This is a genomic window from Bordetella genomosp. 4 (genome assembly GCF_002261185.1).
Lineage (GTDB): Bacteria > Pseudomonadota > Gammaproteobacteria > Burkholderiales > Burkholderiaceae_B > Bordetella_A.
The window spans coordinates 236454-254082 of the sequence record NZ_NEVQ01000013.1 but is presented as its reverse complement, the minus strand read 5'-3'; the positions used below and the strand labels follow the sequence as shown (position 1 = coordinate 254082).

Below are 17629 nucleotides of genomic sequence, written 5' to 3'. Positions count from 1 at the left end.
AACGAGGATGGTGTTGGTTCACTCCCCTGCCCTGCGGCTGTTGCGCACGACGCAATGCGAGCGCGACGCGCTCGCTCCCTGGGCGCGCGCTGGTATCAATGCTGTTCTGCTGCCCGCGCCTTGGCGCGGAGCCGGCGTGCAGAACGTTCCCTACGATGCTGACCTGGCGGCTGACGGTAAGGAGCCGGCCGTTGACGCCATTGCGCGCTACGCCGAATCGGCACATGCGGTGGGCTTGGCTTGCTATGTCGATGTGATCCTGGATCGCGTCGCCCGGGATGCTGTGGCCACGACGGCGCAGGCCGACTGGCTCGCAGTGGATCGGGACCTGCCGGAGCTCGACCCCCGGCAGCCCCTGGACGCATTGTCGTCGCGGCAGGTGCGAGGCGATGGCGAGGATTTCCTGCGTTGTTGGAGTGAACGTCTCGGCCAATGGCTGAATGCGGGCGTCGATGGCTACTACCTTCAACGGCCTCAAGGCCTGCCGCCCGCGACGTGGGACGAGTTGTTGAGCGGACTGCGTCAGAGGCATCCCGAGGTACGCTTCATCGCCGCCACACAAGGCATGACACCGCACGATCTGCAGCAACGCACACACGTCGGTTTCGATTGGACGGTCAATTCGCTGCCGTGGTGGGATGGCCGGGCAGATTGGCTGGCGCAGGAAGACGCCCGTCTGCGCGCCTTGGCGCCTGTACTGGCACCGTTGGATGGGCGTTCAGAAGCCCGCGCCGCGTGGCTGGCTGCGTTTTGCGGCGACGGATTGATGGTGGATGTGCGCGATGGCGATGCGCCCACGAGTGACGTGGTCGCGGCGCTGCAATGGCACGCTAGCGTTGCACTGTCAGGTCCATTGACGATCATTGGTGGACAGGCTGGCAGAGCAACGTTGCTGTTGCGTCAGACACAAGACGATACGACACTGGGCTTGGCCGTCGCCCCGCAGGGCGAGTCGTCCAGCTGCATCGATCTGCCACCGTTGGCCGGGGTCTTGCCGGCGGGTCCATTGACTGACCAGGACGTGCCGCCAGCGCTGCGCCCTCGCCATGGCATTGTCGGCGAGAGCGGTTGTTCCCTACTGGTCTGGCAAGAGTCCACAGAGGTGAAATCAGACGCACGGGCGCCGGCCGACGAGCGCCAGCCACAGGCGCCACGGCTCGCGATCGAATCCGTACAGCCGGCTCTGGGGCCTGAGCGCCTGCCTGTCAAATGTATTGCTCACGAGCAGCTTACTGTGCAGGCCACGCTGATCATGGACGGTCACGAGCAGCTGGCTGCCGATTTATGCTGGCGGGCATGTGACGAACGTCATTGGCATCGCGTGCCCATGCGTCTGCTCGGCAACGACCGGTGGGAGGCCGCGTTTGCGCCGCAACGGATTGGCGCGCACGAGTATCGGGTGCAGGCCTGGCAAGATATCTGGGCAGGCTACTGCCATGAATGGCACAGCAAACACACGGCAGGACAGTCTGTGGATATGCCTTTGCGCGAGGGCGCGCAATGGTTGACGCGTACGATTGCCAAGGCCGAGCGCGACAATGCTCCGCCCCGGGTCTGCAACGGGCTCAAACGCGCGCTGAAAACACTGCAGCAGGTCTTTGACGGTGGCGTGACCGTGGATCGCGCTTTACAGCAGCTATGTGATCCGGCGCTCGCCGCGTCGATACGGGAAACGGCTCAGCGGCCGCATGCCCGCGCCAGCGCCGTCTATCCGCTGTGGGTGGATCGCAACCGTGCCCGCCATGCAGCCTGGTACGAGCTATTCCCGCGCTCTCAGGCCGCGAGCGGTCATGGATGCTTTGACGACGTCATCAACCGGTTGCCCGATATCCGCGCAATGGGCTTTGACGTGTTGTATCTGCCCCCGATCCATCCCATAGGTCAACGCAACCGCAAGGGCCGCAACAACAGTTTGAAGGCCGGTCCTGACGATGTCGGCAGTCCTTATGCGATCGGGTCGGCCGCAGGCGGACACGATGCCGTGGCGCCGGAACTGGGTACGTTGGAAGACTTCGATCGTCTGCTGGCAGCCACCCACGCAGAGGGAATGGAAATGGCGCTGGATTTCGCTATCCAGTGCTCGCCCGATCATCCATGGCTCAAGTCCCATCCGAACTGGTTTTCATGGCTGGCAGACGGCAGTCTGCGTTACGCGGAAAATCCACCGAAGAAATACGAAGACATCGTCAACGTCGCGTTCTACGAGAACACGCCGCCATGGCGCCGCAAATCGCCGGTCTGGCGGGCTTTACGCGACATTGTGCTGTTCTGGGCGCAGCGTGGCGTTCGCATCTTTCGCGTGGATAACCCCCACACGAAGCCCCTGCCGTTTTGGGAATGGTTGATCGCCGAGGTTCGTGCCAAATACCCTGACACGCTATTTCTGTCAGAGGCATTCACGCGGCCGGCGATGATGTACCGGCTCGCGAAAATCGGATTCACGCAGTCGTACACCTATTTCACGTGGCGTAACCACCGGCAGGAACTGGTGGAGTATTTCACTGAGCTGTCAGGCGAGCCGGTAGCCAGTTTTTTCCGGCCTCATTTCTTTGTGAACACCCCGGATATCAATCCGTACTATTTGCAATCGCATGGCCGCCCAGGTTTTCTGGCGCGTGCCGCGCTCGCGGCAACGGGATCGGGTCTCTGGGGCGTTTACAGCGGATTCGAACTGTGTGAATCGGCCGCGCTGCCTGGGCGCGAGGAATATCTCGACTCCGAAAAGTACGAACTACGCCCTCGCGACTGGCACATGCCTGGCAACATCCGCTCGGAAATCGCGCAGCTCAATGCCATCCGGCGCGCCAACCCCGCCCTGCAAACGCATCGCGGTTTCCAACCCTTGAATGCGGGGCCCGACACAGTGATGGCCTATATCAAACGCGCATCTGGCGGCGCCAATGTAATTCTGGTCGTCATCAACCTCGACCCGCAGCACAGTACAGAGGCCGAAGTGCGGCTGCCTGAGCCCGTCGCGCACGCCGACGATCTATTAACGGGTGCGCACAGCGCCTGGCATGACAGCGTCGCACGAATCAGGCTCACACCCGAAGCCCCCTACTCTATCTGGAGATTACCGGCCGACCCTTGCAGGAGCGCAACATGACTCAGACCCCAAGCGAAGATCTGCTCTGGTTCAAGGACGCCGTCGTGTATCAGTTGCATGTGAAGTCGTTCTTTGATTCGAACGACGACGGCGTAGGAGATCTGCCTGGTCTTTTGGCGAAGCTGGATTATGTGGCGAGCCTGGGCGTGACCGCGATCTGGCTGTTGCCGTTCTACCCGTCGCCACGCCGCGATGACGGATATGACATCGCAGACTATCGGACTGTCCATCCCGACTACGGCACGGTCAGCGACGTGCGCCGATTGATTCGCGCTGCACATGAGCGTGGCCTGCGCGTGATTACCGAGCTGGTCGTCAACCATACCTCGGATCAACATCCGTGGTTCCAACGCGCCCGGCGCGCCAAGCCTGGTTCGGCAGCACGCAACTACTATGTCTGGTCCGACTCGGACCGCGATTACGCCGGCACCCGCATCATATTTTGCGATACCGAGACATCGAACTGGAGCTGGGACCCCGTCGCGCAAGCCTATTACTGGCATCGTTTTTACAGCCATCAACCGGACCTGAATTATGACAATCCGCGCGTGCTGCGGGAGGTCATCAGTGTCATGCGCTACTGGCTCGATATGGGCGTGGACGGGCTACGCCTGGATGCGGTGCCCTATCTGGTCGAACGCGAGGGGACTAATAACGAGAACCTGCCGGAGACCCATGCAGTGCTTAAACAAATACGGGCCGTCATCGAGCGCGAGTATCCGGGACGTATGTTGCTGGCCGAAGCCAATCAATGGCCGGAGGATGCGCAGGAATACTTTGGCCAGGGCGACGAATGCCACATGTCTTTTCATTTCCCGCTGATGCCACGCATGTATATGGCCATCGCGCAGGAGGATCGGTTTCCCATCATCGACATCATGCGCCAGACGCCGGACATCCCTGAGAACTGCCAATGGGCCATCTTTCTGCGCAATCACGATGAGTTGACGCTGGAAATGGTGACGAGCCGGGAACGGGACTATTTGTGGAAGGTCTACGCGGCGGACACGCGAGCCCGCATCAATCTGGGCATCCGCAGGCGACTGGCGCCGCTGCTTGAGCGCGATCGCCGTCGGGTTGAGTTGATGAACAGCCTGTTGCTGTCCATGCCCGGTACGCCTGTGCTCTATTACGGTGACGAGCTGGGGATGGGCGACAACATTCACTTGGGCGACCGCGATGGTGTGCGTACGCCGATGCAGTGGTCCGCCGACCGCAATGGCGGGTTCTCGCGCGCCGATCCGGAACGGTTGCAGTTGCCGCCGATCATGAGCCCGCTGTATGGCTACGAGGCCGTCAATGTGGAGGCGCAGCAGCGCGACCCCCATTCGCTATTGAACTGGACACGCCGCATGCTGGCGCAACGCCGCCAGACTCAGGCGTTCGGTCGCGGCACGCTGCGCTTTCTCTCGCCGGGCAATCGCAGAATATTGGCCTATCTGCGCGAATGGCAGGACACAAGCATCCTGTGTGTCGCCAATCTGTCGGCTGCCGCCCAGCCCGTCGAGTTGCCCTTGCAGGCATACGCCGGCACAGTGCCGGTCGAGTTGTTGGGCGGCACGGCGTTTCCGGCGATCGGAGAACTGCCTTATCTGTTGACGCTGCCGCCTTATGGTTTCTATTGGTTCGAGCTGAGCCGCGACGCCAGTGTCCCGGCCTGGCATGCTCAGGCGCCAGAACAGATGCCCGAACTGATTACGCTGGTGCTGAAGCCGCGTGGCGATCTGGCCCTGACCGACGGTGCACGGCGCGCATTCGAAAACGAGGTCTTGCCCGAGTATCTGGCGCGTCAGCGATGGTATCCAGGCAGCACGGCACGCAATCTGAGCGTGAGTGCGGTCTTGCCGCTGCCAGGCCATGAGGGGCAGTACTACTGGTTGGCGGTTCATCACGCCGCCGACAAGCCTGATCTGCAGTTGCCGCTCGCATTGGTGTGGGACGACTCGAGCGACGTCAGCTATCCGGCGGCGCGGTTGCGGCGTGGCGCGGTCACAGGCTATCTCGCTGATGCTTTTCTGCAGGAGGCTTTCGTGCGGGCGTTAGTCGACGGATTGCGTCAAGGCGCTGGCGACGACGGGCCGTTGGTTTTCAATGCAGAGCCCGCAGCTGAGGAACTGGCTGCAGCCGAGACGCCTACCGTGCGCTGGCTTAGCGTTGAACAAAGCAACAGTTCTGCGATCGTGGACGAGCAGGTGATGGTCAAGGTGTTGCGCGCACCGCCAGACGGCCCCTCTCTCGAGGCGGAGATGGGACGCAGGCTGGCAGCCGGCGGCTTTCACAATACGCCGGCATTGCTAGGAACGCTGCAGTGCCAGCGCGATGGCAAGAGTACAACGCTGGCGATATTTCATCGTTACGTGCCCAATGAAGGCGATGCGTGGACATGGACGCTCGATTATCTGCGGCGCGTATTGGATGCGGCCTTGGTCGCCGACGAAGACGCCAATGCCTTCGAAGAGCGCTTGGCCGGATATAACGCGTTCGTTCGTGTCATCGGGCAACGGCTGGCACAAATGCACGCTGCCCTGCATGAGACCAGCGATCGCCCCGGCGACAGCGATGAAACGGCGATGCGCGTCCTGACACAGTTGCGGATGGCACTGGACGTGATTCAGCGACATCATGCCAACCTGCCTCCTGCGCTGCAATCCAGCGGCCAGTGGCTGGCTGAACATGCTCCGCGCCTGGAAGCATGCATTCGGGAATTGGCGGTTATTGAACACGGCGTGCCATGTCAATCGGTGCATGGGGATTTCCATCTGGGCCAGGTGCTCGTCGTGCAGACCGATGCCTATTTGATCGATTTCGAAGGCGAACCGCTGCGCGATGCAGAACAACGCCAGGCGCCGAGCACGGTGTACAAGGATCTGGCGGGCATGCTGCGGTCCTTTGACTATGCCGCGAGTGTGGCGGCCCGCGCCACCGCGTTGGCGCCCATATCGCCTGAGGGCCCGGGTGCTCCGCCGGCGGACGCGTTGGCCGGCACAGTGTCCAGCCATCACGATGTGCTGCTGGGACGTTTCCGCGCATTGGCTGCAACCGCTTTTTTAGATGGCTATCGCGAAGCGCGATCCGATGGCACAGCATTGCCGTCCGACCAGGAGCAATCGCTGCTGGCGCTGGCGCAACTGGAGAAAGCTGCTTATGAAGTGTGTTACGAGGCGGCGCATCGCCCCGACTGGTTGCCGGTGCCATTGGCGGCGCTGGCCGAACTGGGGCGTGAGCTGCTGCTGTCCGCTGCCCTGCGCAAAGAAGGCCCAGTGGAGGATCAGCGATGAGCAATGACAGTCTTTCCGACACTGACCGCCGCGCATTGCTGGAGGGGTCTCACAGTGATCCGTTCTCCGTGCTCGGCCCGCATGGAGATATCCTGCGGGTGCTGATGCCGGGCGCAGTGGGCGTGCAGGCTCAGTTGGCAGACGGTGAAACCATAGAGCTGTCAGGACAGGATGGTTTGTTCCACGCCCGCGTGCCTGGGCTGCGATCCCGCGGGCCGCTAGGCTACAGGTTACGCGTGCGATGGCCCGACAGCGAAGAGGAACTATTCGACCCGTATGCGTTTGATTCGTGCTTGTCGGACGGAACGCTGGCGGCGTTTTCGCAGAGCGACTGGCGCGCAGTATTCGACATGTTGCCCAGGCTGGAAGAATGCCAGGGTGTCCCCGGATTGCGTTGCAGCGTATGGGCACCAAACGCCCGGCGTGTATCGCTGGCAGGCGACTTCAATGGCTGGGACGTGCGGCGTCATGGTATGAGGTTGCGCCATCAAGCTGGCGTGTGGGAATTCTTTCTGCCGCATGCCCAGCCCGGCCAGCGCTATAAGTTCGCCGTGCTAGACCATCAGGGGCAATTACGTTGGAAAGCGGATCCGCTCGCGCAGCAGACCGAATGTCCGCCGGATACTGCGTCTGTGATCACCGACCCGCAACCGTACGAGTGGCAGGACGACGCCTGGATGAATGCGCGCAACGCTTCGCCAGAACAACCCGTCGCCATTTACGAAGTACATGCGGGCTCGTGGAGCAACGAGAAAGACTGGGACAGCCTGAGCGACCGTTTGCCCGCGTATGTCAGCGCCATGGGATTCACTCATGTGGAATTAATGCCGGTCGCCGAGTATCCGTTCGGCGGTTCCTGGGGTTACCAACCGCTCGGGCAATTCGCGCCCACCGCGCGTTACGGGTCACCAGCGGCATTGGCAAAATTCATCGATCGTTGCCATGCCGTCGGGCTGGGCGTGATCATGGACTGGGTGCCGGCACATTTCCCCGATGACCCGCACGGATTGGCGCGCTTTGACGGCACCGCGTTGTACGAATATGCCGACCCGCGCGAGGGCTATCACCCGGATTGGCACAGCTGCGTCTATAACCTGGGACGCAACGAAGTCCGCGCCATGCTGTTGGCCAGCGCCCATCAATGGCTAGACCGTTTTCACATCGATGGGCTGCGTGTGGACGCCGTCGCATCGATGCTGTATCGCGATTACAGCCGGGCGCCGGGCGAATGGCTGCCCAACCGCTATGGCGGACGAGAGAATCTGGAGGCGATCGATTTTCTGCGGGCGCTCAATGACAGTGTGCACGCTCGCGAGGACGGTAGCATCACGGTGGCCGAGGAATCCACGGCATGGCCTGGCGTGACGGGTTCCACCGCGGGCGGTGGGCTGGGCTTTGACTATAAGTGGAACATGGGCTGGATGAACGACACGCTGCGATATATGAAAGAAGACCCCGTGCATCGCCGCTATCATCATCGCGATATGACGTTCGGCCTGGTGTATGCGTACTCCGAGCATTTCATTCTGCCCCTGTCGCATGACGAAGTCGTCCATGGCAAGGGCTCGCTGCTGGCCAGGATGCCCGGCGATCACGAGGCACGTATCGCCAATTTGCGCGCCTATTTTGGCTATATGTGGATGCATCCCGGCAAGAAGCTGCTCTTCATGGGCGGCGAACTGGCTCAACCGCACGAATGGCATCATGACCACGTGCTCGATTGGAATCTGCTGGATCAGCCCGCGCATCGTGGCGTGCAGCGGCTGGTGCGCGCATTGAATCAGTTTTACCGCAACGAGCCTGTGCTGTACCGGGCAGACAGCGACCCGGCGGGGTTCGCCTGGACAATCGGTGACGATGCCGACAACAGCGTGCTGGCCTTTGAACGGCGCAGCGGCGACGCGCCGCCATTATTGGTGATCTGCAATCTGACACCCGTGGCGCGTCACGGTTACCGTGTGGGCGTCTCGCGTGGCGGCAACTGGCGCGAGCGGCTGAACACCAGCGACGCGGCATACGGCGGGCACCTGGAGTCCGACGGCCAGAGCTGGCGAACTGAGGATATCCCGGCTCACGGTCATTCCCATAGCCTGAGCCTCACCTTGCCTGGCCTGACTACGCTGGTGCTCAAACCTGTCGATTGACGAGGAGACCCGCTCATCATGGATGCCACACTCTCCGCGCCTTTGCTGCCTGGATCCCCCTACCCGCTGGGTGCTACCAGCGATGGTTTAGGCATCAACTTCGCGGTTTTCTCCGCCAACGCGACGCAGATCGAGCTGTGTCTGTTCGACGCCAAAGCGCGCAAGGAATTGCGGCGCGTGCGATTGCCCGAATGCACCGACGAAATCTGGCATGGCTACTTGCCGGATGCACAGCCCGGCCTGATCTACGGCTATCGGGCGCATGGCCCCTATGATCCGCAACATGGCCATCGCTTTAATCCGAACAAATTATTGATTGATCCTTATGCACGCCAGCTACACGCGCCGCTGCGCTGGGGAGACGCGCTGTTCGGCTATCGCATGGGCCATCCTCGAGGGGACCTGACACTGGACCGCCGTGACAGTGCGCCGCTGATGCCCAAAGGCATTGTCACTGCCGACGTGCCGTTCAACTGGGGCAACTCACGTGCGCCCACAATTGGGTGGCAGGATACCGTCGTCTACGAAGTGCATCTGCGCGGGGCGTCGATGCAGCGAGACGATTTGCGTGTACCCATACGGGGGACGGCTGCCGCGCTCGGCGACGCGCGCTTTATCGATCATCTGCTGCGTCTGGGTATCACGACGCTCGAAATCATGCCGGTGCACGCCTTTTTGCAGGATCGATTCTTGATCGAAAAAGACCTGCGTAACTACTGGGGCTACAGCACCTTGTCATATTTCGCGCCCGAGCCAGCCTATACGCCACAAGGCGCCAACGAGCTGCGTCAAGCCGTGCGACGCCTGCATGCGGCCGGGATTCAAGTCTGGCTCGATGTGGTCTACAACCATACCTGCGAAGGCAACGAATGGGGGCCAACTCTGTCCTGGCGAGGCCTGGACAATGCGAGCTACTACCGGCTCATCCCCGGCGAGGAACGGCACTATATCAACGACACCGGTTGCGGCAATACCCTGAATCTCTCGCATCCTCGCGTGCTACAGATGGTGATGGATTCCTTGCGCTACTGGGCCGAGTCATATGGCATCGACGGATTCCGTTTTGATCTCGGCGTGACGCTGGGCAGGGAAGGAACCGGTTTTGATCCGGGGTCTGGATTTTTTGACGCCATTCTGCAGGATCCCGTGCTGGCGCGCTGCAAACTGATATCAGAGCCATGGGACATCGGCCCCGATGGCTATCAATTGGGCAATCATCCGCCGGGCTTTGCAGAGTGGAACGGAGTGTTCCGCGATACATCGCGTCGCTACTGGCGCGGCGACGAAGGCCAGCGCGGCGCGATGATGGATGCGCTCACCGGCTCGCGGTCGCTATTCGACCGCCGTCATCGCAGGCCTTGGGCCAGTGTGAATTTCATCACTTCGCACGATGGGTTCACGCTGGCGGACCTGGTGAGCTATGCCGAGCGGCATAACGAGGCGAATGGCGAAGACGGCCAGGATGGCCACCCGGACAATCTCAGCCATAACTGGGGAGCGGAAGGCCCTACCGATGATCCTGAAATCCGCGAGACCCGATTGCGCGTGACCCGGGCATTATTGACGACGCTGCTATGCGCCGACGGCACGCCGATGATTTTGGCCGGAGATGATTTCGGTAATAGCCAGTCCGGCAACAACAATGCCTATTGCCAGGATAATCCGCTGTCGTGGTTGGACTGGACACAGGCAGACAGCGCGGAGGGACGCGAGCTCAGCGAATTCGTTTCGCGCCTGACGGCGTTACGCCGGGCTCATCCGAGCCTGCGCGCGGAACGTTACGGCGATCCTGGCGCGGAACTGGCGCCCTCCTTGCGACGTATCGGCTGGTTCGAGCCCAGCGGTGCGCCGTTGGGACACCCGGACGATGGCGCCGCATTGGCACTGCGCCGATGCGCGGCTCGCGCTGACGGCACACTGGACATCACGCTGCTGATGATGAACCCCACCGCCGAGCCAATGGCCTTTACGCTGCCCGCGCCCGATCTGGCTTGGACGCAAGAGTTGGATACCTCGGCGTTGTCATCTGCCGGCGGACCGCCAGACGGCGAGGTGCAGGTCCAGCAGCACAGTGCGGTGCTGCTGTCGGCCACCCATCCAGGAGGCGTGGCATGAGTCCGTACTATGGGGCCAATGTGCAGTCTGACGGCAGCACAGTGTTCAGACTCTGGGCGCCTACCGCGGGGCCTGGCCTGCGTCTGGAGATCTCGGGCCGCGCACCGATTGATCTGCAGCCAGGGCCGGATGGACTGGTAGAACATCGTGTGCCCGCCTGCCCTCCCGGCACGCGCTACCGCTACCGGCTGGCCGATGGCACCGAGATTCCGGACCCCGCATCGCGCCTGCAGGATGGCGATGTGCACGACTGCAGCATTGTGATGGGGCAGGACGACTATGCGTGGCAGCACCCGTCCTGGCAGCCGCCGCCATGGGAACGCACCGTTCTTTACGAGGTCCACGCAGGGCTGGCCGGCGGTTACAACGGCTTGCGAGAACGGCTGCCCGAATTGGCTGCGCTGGGGATTACCGCCATTGAACTGATGCCGATAGCTGACTTTCCCGGTCCGCGTAATTGGGGCTATGACGGCGTGCTGCCTTACGCGCCCGACACCGCGTACGGTACGCCCGCAGAGCTGAAATCCCTGATCGATTGCGCACATGGACTGGGGCTGGCCGTGATGCTGGACGTGGTCTATAACCACTTTGGCCCGGATGGCAACTATCTGCCTCGCCTCGCGCAGCCCTTTTTTCGCGAGGATGTGGCCACGCCCTGGGGCGCCGCAATCGACTTTCGCCGCTCTGAAGTCAGGCGTTTTTTCGAAGATTGCGCATGTTATTGGCTGGATGAATATCGTTTTGATGGCCTGCGGCTGGACGCTGTGCACGCCATCGAGGACGAGGACTGGCTGCTGGAGTTACCGCAGCGACTGCGGCAGCGCTTCGCACCACGCCGCATCTATCTCGTGATCGAGGACGATAAAAATAGATCCAGACTGCTGCGCGCCGGCTTTGATGCGCAGTGGAACGACGACGGCCATCATGTCTTGCATCACCTGCTGACCGGCGAGAAGGCGAGCTATTACAGCGATTATTCCGACTCCCCTGCCCGCATGCTGAGCCGCTGTCTGGCACAAGGCTGGCAATATCAGGGCCAGGCCTCACGTTTTCGAAAAGGTGAACGCCGTGGCGAGCCCAGCGGCGATTTGCCCCCCTCTTCTTTCGTCTGGTTCCTGCAGAATCATGATCAAACCGGCAACCGCGCATTCGGCGAGCGCTTGAATCAATTGTGCGACGAGCAGGCTTTGCGGGCCGCGATTGCGCTGCAACTCTTGTCGCCGGGCGTGCCGATGATTTTCATGGGCGAAGAAATCGGATCGAATTCACCCTTTCTCTACTTCACCAGCCACACCGATGAGGCGCTGGCCGACGCGGTACGGCAAGGCCGTCAACGTGAATTCGAGGCATTGGCGGCAGTTGCCGATCTGCCTGATCCTAATTCGCCTGACACTTATCAGCGTAGCTGCCCGTGGCAGGACAACGCGGGCGGACAAGCATGGACAGACTACTACCAGCATCTGCTCGATCTACGTCACCGGTGTCTGGCGCCCCGTCTCATTGGCGCACGTAGCGGACCGGCCATGGTCCTAGGCCCTGCTGCGGTTCGGGCGCAATGGCGACTAGGCGATGGCGCCGGGCTCACTGTGTGGACCAATCTAGGCTCGGCACCATGCGTCCTGCCCCATCCTCTGTCCGCCACGCCCTGCCAATCCTTGCGCTATGAAAGCGTTGACGGCGGTTTGACCCACGCCTGCGCCGGCGAGTTGCCTGCCGGCAGCACACTCTGCGTGCTGGAGGAGCCCCAATGAGCGAGGCTGTCGCGCCCGACCTGTCTGCGCTGGCCCGCCGCTGTGGCCTGCAAGAGCATTGGATAGACGCCCATCGGCAGGCACGGCGCGTCGGCCCCGAGCAACTGCGCCGGCTGCTTCAAGCGCTGGGCGTGCCGTGCGAGACTGCCGACGACGTGGCGGCCGCTCATGCGGCCCTGGACACGACGCAACAACACACGCCGGCCCTGCTCGTCGAACGGGCTGGCCACGTCCTGCCCTTGCCCCAATGGCGTGAGGGACCGGCCGACCTGGTATCCGAAGACGACCATAACGCGCATGCGGTTAGCCTTGAGCCGCATGCGCAAGGTGCGCAGTTGCGCTTGCCCGTCAAACCAGGCTACTACGAACTGCGGCAGGCGGGGCAAACTGCGCAGCGACTGGCCGTCACCCCGCGCGCACCCGATATGGCCGCCTTGCTGGGACGCACTCAGCCGCGCAGCTGGGGCGTCATGGCGCAGGTCTATAGCCTGCGCGAAGCGCATCTCGATCCCGTACACCGCACATGGGGCCATGGCGATCTCGCGACCGTAGCGAGTCTGGCGCAACGCCTGGGCGACGCAGGCGCGGATGTGCTGGCCTTGAATCCGCTGCATGCCATGTTCAGCGCGGATCCTGCTGCGTGCAGTCCTTATTCTCCGTCCAACCGGCTGTTTCTCAATGTGCTCTACGCTGCCCCTGCCCAGGTGCTGGGCGAGGCCGCCGTGCGTCATGCCTTGGACTCATTGCCGCCTACGGACTGGGCAGCATTGGACCAAGGCGCCCAGATCAACTGGCCCCGCGCCGCAGAGGCCCGGCTGCAGTTGCTGCGCCGCCTGCACGACCAATTTGTGATGATGGCCCCATCGCTGCAGCGTGACTATCGGTCTTTCTGCAGCCAACAGGGCCAGCCCCTGCGGGACCACGCCATATTCGAAACCCTGCATGCGGCTCATATTGCCGCGCCGGGTCGAATACAGCCTTGGACGGCATGGGACAAAACGTGGCGTGATCCGCGATCTCGCCATGTACAGGATTTCGCCGCTCATCATGCCAAAGAGGTCGATTTCCATTGCTTTGCCCAATGGCTGACAACGGCGAGCCTGGCTCACGCTCAAGCCACCGCGCGCCAGGCGGGAATGGGAATCGGCTTGTTGAGCGACCTGGCGGTAGGCGTCAGCCCGGCAGGCAGCCAAGTCTGGAGCGATCCCGGCAGTTTTCTGCATGGCGTATCAATTGGCGCTCCGCCGGACGTCCATCAGCCACGCGGTCAATCGTGGGCGCTGGCCGCGCTGTCCCCGTCCGCTTTGCAACGCCGCGGTTATGACGCGTTTATCGGCGTACTGCGAGCAGCCTTGGCCCACACCGGCGGTACGCGCATAGACCATATTCTCGGTATGGAGCGCCTATGGTTAGTGCCCGATAACGGCGATCCGGCCGACGGCGCCTATCTGCGCCTGCCTGCCGACGCTTTGCTCGGCCTGATCGCGCTGGAGGCCTGGCGCCATCGCTGTCTGGTGATTGGCGAAAATCTCGGCACTGTACCGGCCGGCTTTGACGAGCGGCTGCGTGATCATGGTATCGGCGGAATGAATGTGCTGTGGTTCATGCGGGATTCAGAATCGGAGTCAGCGCCATTTATGCCCCCGGAGCAGTGGCCAAGCGATGCGGCGGCGCTGACGACCACGCATGATTTACCGACCCTGATGGGGTGGTGGCATGGTAAGGATATCCGCCAGCGCCAGGATGCCGGCCGGCTGACTCAAGAGAAGACAGCAACACAGCTGCTGCAGGAACGCCAGGCCGACAAGGTCGCGCTATGGAGCCAACTGGGCGATGGCGGCTCGTTGCCAGCCAGTGCCCCCTTGCCCGCAATGCTCGCCTTTGTCGCGAGCGCGCCTTGTGCGCTGGCGCTGGCATCGCTGGAAGATATTGCCGGATTGGATGAAAGCCCCAACGTGCCAGGTACCACCGTCGAGTTTCCCAACTGGCGGCGGCGCTTGCCGGGAAACACTATTACCGCGATGGACTCGCCGCCGTGGCGCGATCGGCTGCAGGCCCTGCGTCAGACCCGGGGACGCCCATGACGCGCCGCGCGGCTTTACGTCAGCAACTCGATGCCGGCACCATGTCGGCAGATCGCGCTCGGTCGAACGCGCCGACTCAACCCAGGGAAAGCGCGACGCCTTCGGGCCTGATCTACTACGACGACAACGAGCCCGGATTACGGCGCAAACGCGGCAAAGACGGCGAATTCCGTTACTACGACGTCAATGGCCACCTGATTCGCGATGAGGAGACCTTAGCCCGCATCCGAGCGCTGGCGATACCACCGGCTTACGAAGAGGTATGGATCTGTCCGTCGCCCGTGGGGCACCTGCAGGCCACCGGTCGCGACGCGCGTGGGCGTAAACAATACCGCTATCACGCGGACTGGACTGCCGAGCGCAATGCCGGCAAATTCCAGCAGTTGGCGCTTTTTGGGGCATCCCTGCCGAAAATTCGCCGGCAGGTTGAGGCGGATCTGGCACGCCCCGGCTTGCCGCCGGAACGCGTACTGGCGTTGATCGTGACCTTGCTCGAGCGGACGCTCATCCGTATTGGTTCAGACGAGTACGCGCGTGAAAACCGGTCGTATGGGCTGACTACCTTGTCGCGGCGCCACACGACCGTAGCGGGCAGCCAAATACGCCTGGCCTTTACCGGCAAAAGCGGCGTCGTGCACGATGTCACCCTGCGCGATCGGCGATTGGCGCGCCTGATACGGCGCTGCATGGAAATCCCAGGCCAGCGTTTATTCAAGTACCAGGATGAATCGGGCATGCGCCATGCCGTTGATTCGAGCATGGTGAACGACTACCTGCGCGCGGCGGGCGCGGGCGATTTCACCACCAAGCACTACCGGACATGGGCGGCCTCGGTGTTGGCCTATGAGCTGCTGCGTAACGATCCGTCGGCCTCACCACCCGATGTGATCAAGACCGTAGCGCGCACCTTGGCCAACACGCCGGCCGTCTGCCGCAACTGTTACGTGCACCCTGCGGTGATACAGGCACATGAGGCGTCTGCATTGAGCAGCAACGGACCCGCCCCGCGTTCACCCAAGGGCTTGAGCCCGGCGGAGCGGCGTTTCCTGGCGTTCTTGCGAGACCAGGACACGTCAAGCTCATCGTAGGAATGACGCTTGCGGCGAGCGGGATTTTCAATCTCATGTTGGAGATAGACCATGAACGCACCAGCCACGTCTCGAGACCCTTACGGACCTAGTGATTCATCGGACTCAGCCAATGACCGGCCCACGGAAACGGCCGATAGTGATGCTGCGGGTACTGGCGAGCGCGCCTCCGCCGAACCTCCCAGCCTTCAGGACGATGATGTGGGCCGCGATATAGACACCGATCAAGAGGTCAATGCCGATCATGCCGGCATATCACGCGCGCCGGCCGATCCAACGCGCAACGGCGGGCTGCCCCCGGCATCCGGCCGTTCTTTAGGAGGCGAGGACGAAGACTGATCACGTGCGGTTTTCTACCAGGGTACCAATGACACCAATACTGCGAACGCGACAACGATTGCGGTGATAGTAAGCACACGTTTAGTCTTTGGACCCATGACATTCTCCAATCCGTTATCGGTGGTGCGTCGCAGTCTGCCGCGCGGCGCACCGCCCCTCGAAAGGCCTCAGCACAGCGGGCAAGATCCCGGCACGATGAATAAATCAGCGCAAGCGTTGTGCCTGGCCCGATAGGACCGAACGCGGCATGAATATTGCGGAAATGAAGCCTTGACCTGATTTGCTTGTTCCGGTGACCCGTGCCTATCCCCTTGCCCCGCAACTGGATTCAATCATGCTCCCGCATCCTCACCTATGCCAACGCCGGCCGCTCGGCCCTCACACGCGACGGCATTCGTCTGCCGTTGCAGAATATCGCCGCGGTACTGTTGGCCTACGCCTGGATGACCTGGAAAGGCTATCCCGAAATCGCGTGGGGCGCATTTTCCGCACTGTTCGTGGTCCGCGCCAGCGTCGAAGGTACGGTGAGCGAAGCGGCGGCGCGCCTCATGGGCGCATTCATCGGGGTGGCGTTGGGCGTTTCACTCGTGCTCATATCGCGCAGCACATCGATGTCGCCGCTCGGAAGCATTCTGATCGGCGTCGGCATTGGGGCCTACTTGTCGGCGCGTTGGAACACGCTCAGTTACAGCCTGGTCACGGTCACTATTCTCACCGTGGCGCCCGACAACGATATCCTCAGCGGCGCCTATAACAAGTCCTTGGCGATTGTCATCGGTTCGCTGTCCGGCGTTGTCGCGTCCGTCGCCGTGCTGCCCTTGTCTGCCCATCTCAGTATGCGATCCAATCTGGCGAAATCGATCGAGATATACGGCGACCTGCTTGTCGATTGGGCAGCCGCCATGAACGAGGGGCGGTTGCGTCCCGATGTGAGCGACAGGCCCGCCATGGAGCACGCGCGTTGGCGCGCCAACGATATGGCGTATCAATCGCACGCATTCCCCATGTCTTTCTGGAAACGCCATACGGCGCACCCGCTGATCAATGACCTCGAGGGATTATGGCGTACGGTTCCACTGATGAAGCGCGTGGGCGGGCTGGAGCTGTCCGACAATATCTGTCAACGCCTCGGTCCGGCGCTGGACCAGTTGGCCGCGGCAGCAAAGGATCAAATCGCCGGCTTGGCCCGCGCGGTGCGCGACCGGGACGCCGAACCCCCCGCCTGTCATACCAGCGAGCCCTTCAACCGCCTGAACCGGATCGTGGAAAGCGCCATGCGGGAGAACGCTTTTGATGCCGCGGAACTGGAGGCCGTCGAGCTGATCCGCTGGGTATGGCATGAAGTAGCGCTGGAGCTGGATAGACTGTGCAGTTGCTTAGAAGCAGCCGAAAAGGATGCATAGGCCTGCCGCATGGCACATGCCCCACCTGGCCCTTAGTCGAAATCCCCTGCTCCCAATAGCACGCGGCCATCTGTGGGTGTTGAGCGAACGCGGTGAGTTGCCTCTCGTATGGCATCTGCCCCGCGCTCAAAGGCTTGTAGCAGCTCGATCGCGTTGTCGTCGACCGCGCCGAATTTTCGACGCAATACGTCTCCCGATATCTCGAACTGCCGCGTGACGCCAGAGATTTCCATATTGAATGTCACGGCATCGCCTTGCGCTTTCGCACCGGTAGCTTTTGTGAATTTCATCGTGAACGCTCCTTATATCGTGTTGCCTTGC

At 62.0% G+C, this 17629-nt stretch carries 10 protein-coding genes; 9 read left to right on the top strand and 1 reads right to left on the bottom strand.

Annotated features, from left to right (window positions below):
* Nucleotides 1–7: 7 nt before the first annotated feature.
* The 9 genes from CAL20_RS11400 (at nt 8) to CAL20_RS11360 (ending at nt 17308) form a co-directional block, all read left to right on the top strand.
* The gene (locus CAL20_RS11400) at nt 8–3106 is read left to right on the top strand and encodes an alpha-1,4-glucan--maltose-1-phosphate maltosyltransferase (protein WP_094837915.1); all 3099 of its coding nucleotides are present in this window, start codon (nt 8–10) and stop codon (nt 3104–3106) included.
* On the top strand, nt 3103–6384 hold the full coding sequence (gene treS, locus CAL20_RS11395) for a maltose alpha-D-glucosyltransferase (protein WP_094837914.1): 3282 nt from the start codon (nt 3103–3105) through the stop codon (nt 6382–6384). Before CAL20_RS11400 ends, treS begins: the two co-directional genes overlap by 4 nt.
* Nucleotides 6381–8528, top strand: a complete 2148-nt coding sequence (gene glgB, locus CAL20_RS11390; RefSeq protein WP_094837913.1) for a 1,4-alpha-glucan branching protein GlgB — start codon at nt 6381–6383, stop codon at nt 8526–8528. Before treS ends, glgB begins: the two co-directional genes overlap by 4 nt.
* Nucleotides 8529–8546: 18 nt before the next feature.
* Nucleotides 8547–10643 carry a glycogen debranching protein GlgX gene (gene glgX, locus CAL20_RS11385; RefSeq protein WP_094821111.1) on the top strand — a complete coding sequence of 699 codons (2097 nt, stop codon included), beginning with the start codon at nt 8547–8549 and terminating at the stop codon, nt 10641–10643.
* Nucleotides 10640–12394: a malto-oligosyltrehalose trehalohydrolase gene (gene treZ, locus CAL20_RS11380; RefSeq protein WP_094821110.1), complete on the top strand. Its 1755-nt coding sequence runs from the start codon at nt 10640–10642 to the stop codon at nt 12392–12394. The genes glgX and treZ overlap by 4 nt, the downstream gene beginning before the upstream one ends.
* Nucleotides 12391–14478, top strand: coding sequence for a 4-alpha-glucanotransferase (gene malQ, locus CAL20_RS11375; protein ID WP_094837912.1), 2088 nt, complete (start codon nt 12391–12393; stop codon nt 14476–14478). The genes treZ and malQ overlap by 4 nt, the downstream gene beginning before the upstream one ends.
* A 41-nt stretch (nt 14479–14519) precedes the next feature.
* Nucleotides 14520–15566, top strand: coding sequence for a DNA topoisomerase IB (locus CAL20_RS11370; protein WP_094821413.1), 1047 nt, complete (start codon nt 14520–14522; stop codon nt 15564–15566).
* Nucleotides 15567–15617: 51 nt separating this feature from the next.
* Complete coding sequence (locus CAL20_RS11365) at nt 15618–15905, top strand: hypothetical protein (protein ID WP_094821108.1); 288 nt, start codon at nt 15618–15620, stop codon at nt 15903–15905.
* 299 nt (nt 15906–16204) lie between these two features.
* On the top strand, nt 16205–17308 hold the full coding sequence (locus CAL20_RS11360) for an FUSC family protein (protein ID WP_256981447.1): 1104 nt from the start codon (nt 16205–16207) through the stop codon (nt 17306–17308).
* 32 nt (nt 17309–17340) lie between these two features.
* Here the strand turns inward: CAL20_RS11360 and CAL20_RS11355 are convergent, their stop codons facing one another.
* Nucleotides 17341–17598: a DUF1488 family protein gene (locus CAL20_RS11355; protein WP_094837911.1), complete on the bottom strand. Its 258-nt coding sequence runs from the start codon at nt 17596–17598 to the stop codon at nt 17341–17343.
* Between the last annotated feature and the right edge of the window lie 31 nt (nt 17599–17629).

Coding starts and splice junctions, on each gene's coding strand:
- CAL20_RS11400 (WP_094837915.1), top strand. CDS start 8: ATGGTGTTGGTTCACTCCCCTGCCCTGCGGCTGTTGCGCACGACGCAA.
- treS (WP_094837914.1), top strand. CDS start 3,103: ATGACTCAGACCCCAAGCGAAGATCTGCTCTGGTTCAAGGACGCCGTC.
- glgB (WP_094837913.1), top strand. CDS start 6,381: ATGAGCAATGACAGTCTTTCCGACACTGACCGCCGCGCATTGCTGGAG.
- glgX (WP_094821111.1), top strand. CDS start 8,547: ATGGATGCCACACTCTCCGCGCCTTTGCTGCCTGGATCCCCCTACCCG.
- treZ (WP_094821110.1), top strand. CDS start 10,640: ATGAGTCCGTACTATGGGGCCAATGTGCAGTCTGACGGCAGCACAGTG.
- malQ (WP_094837912.1), top strand. CDS start 12,391: ATGAGCGAGGCTGTCGCGCCCGACCTGTCTGCGCTGGCCCGCCGCTGT.
- CAL20_RS11370 (WP_094821413.1), top strand. CDS start 14,520: ATGTCGGCAGATCGCGCTCGGTCGAACGCGCCGACTCAACCCAGGGAA.
- CAL20_RS11365 (WP_094821108.1), top strand. CDS start 15,618: ATGAACGCACCAGCCACGTCTCGAGACCCTTACGGACCTAGTGATTCA.
- CAL20_RS11355 (WP_094837911.1), bottom strand. CDS start 17,598: ATGAAATTCACAAAAGCTACCGGTGCGAAAGCGCAAGGCGATGCCGTG.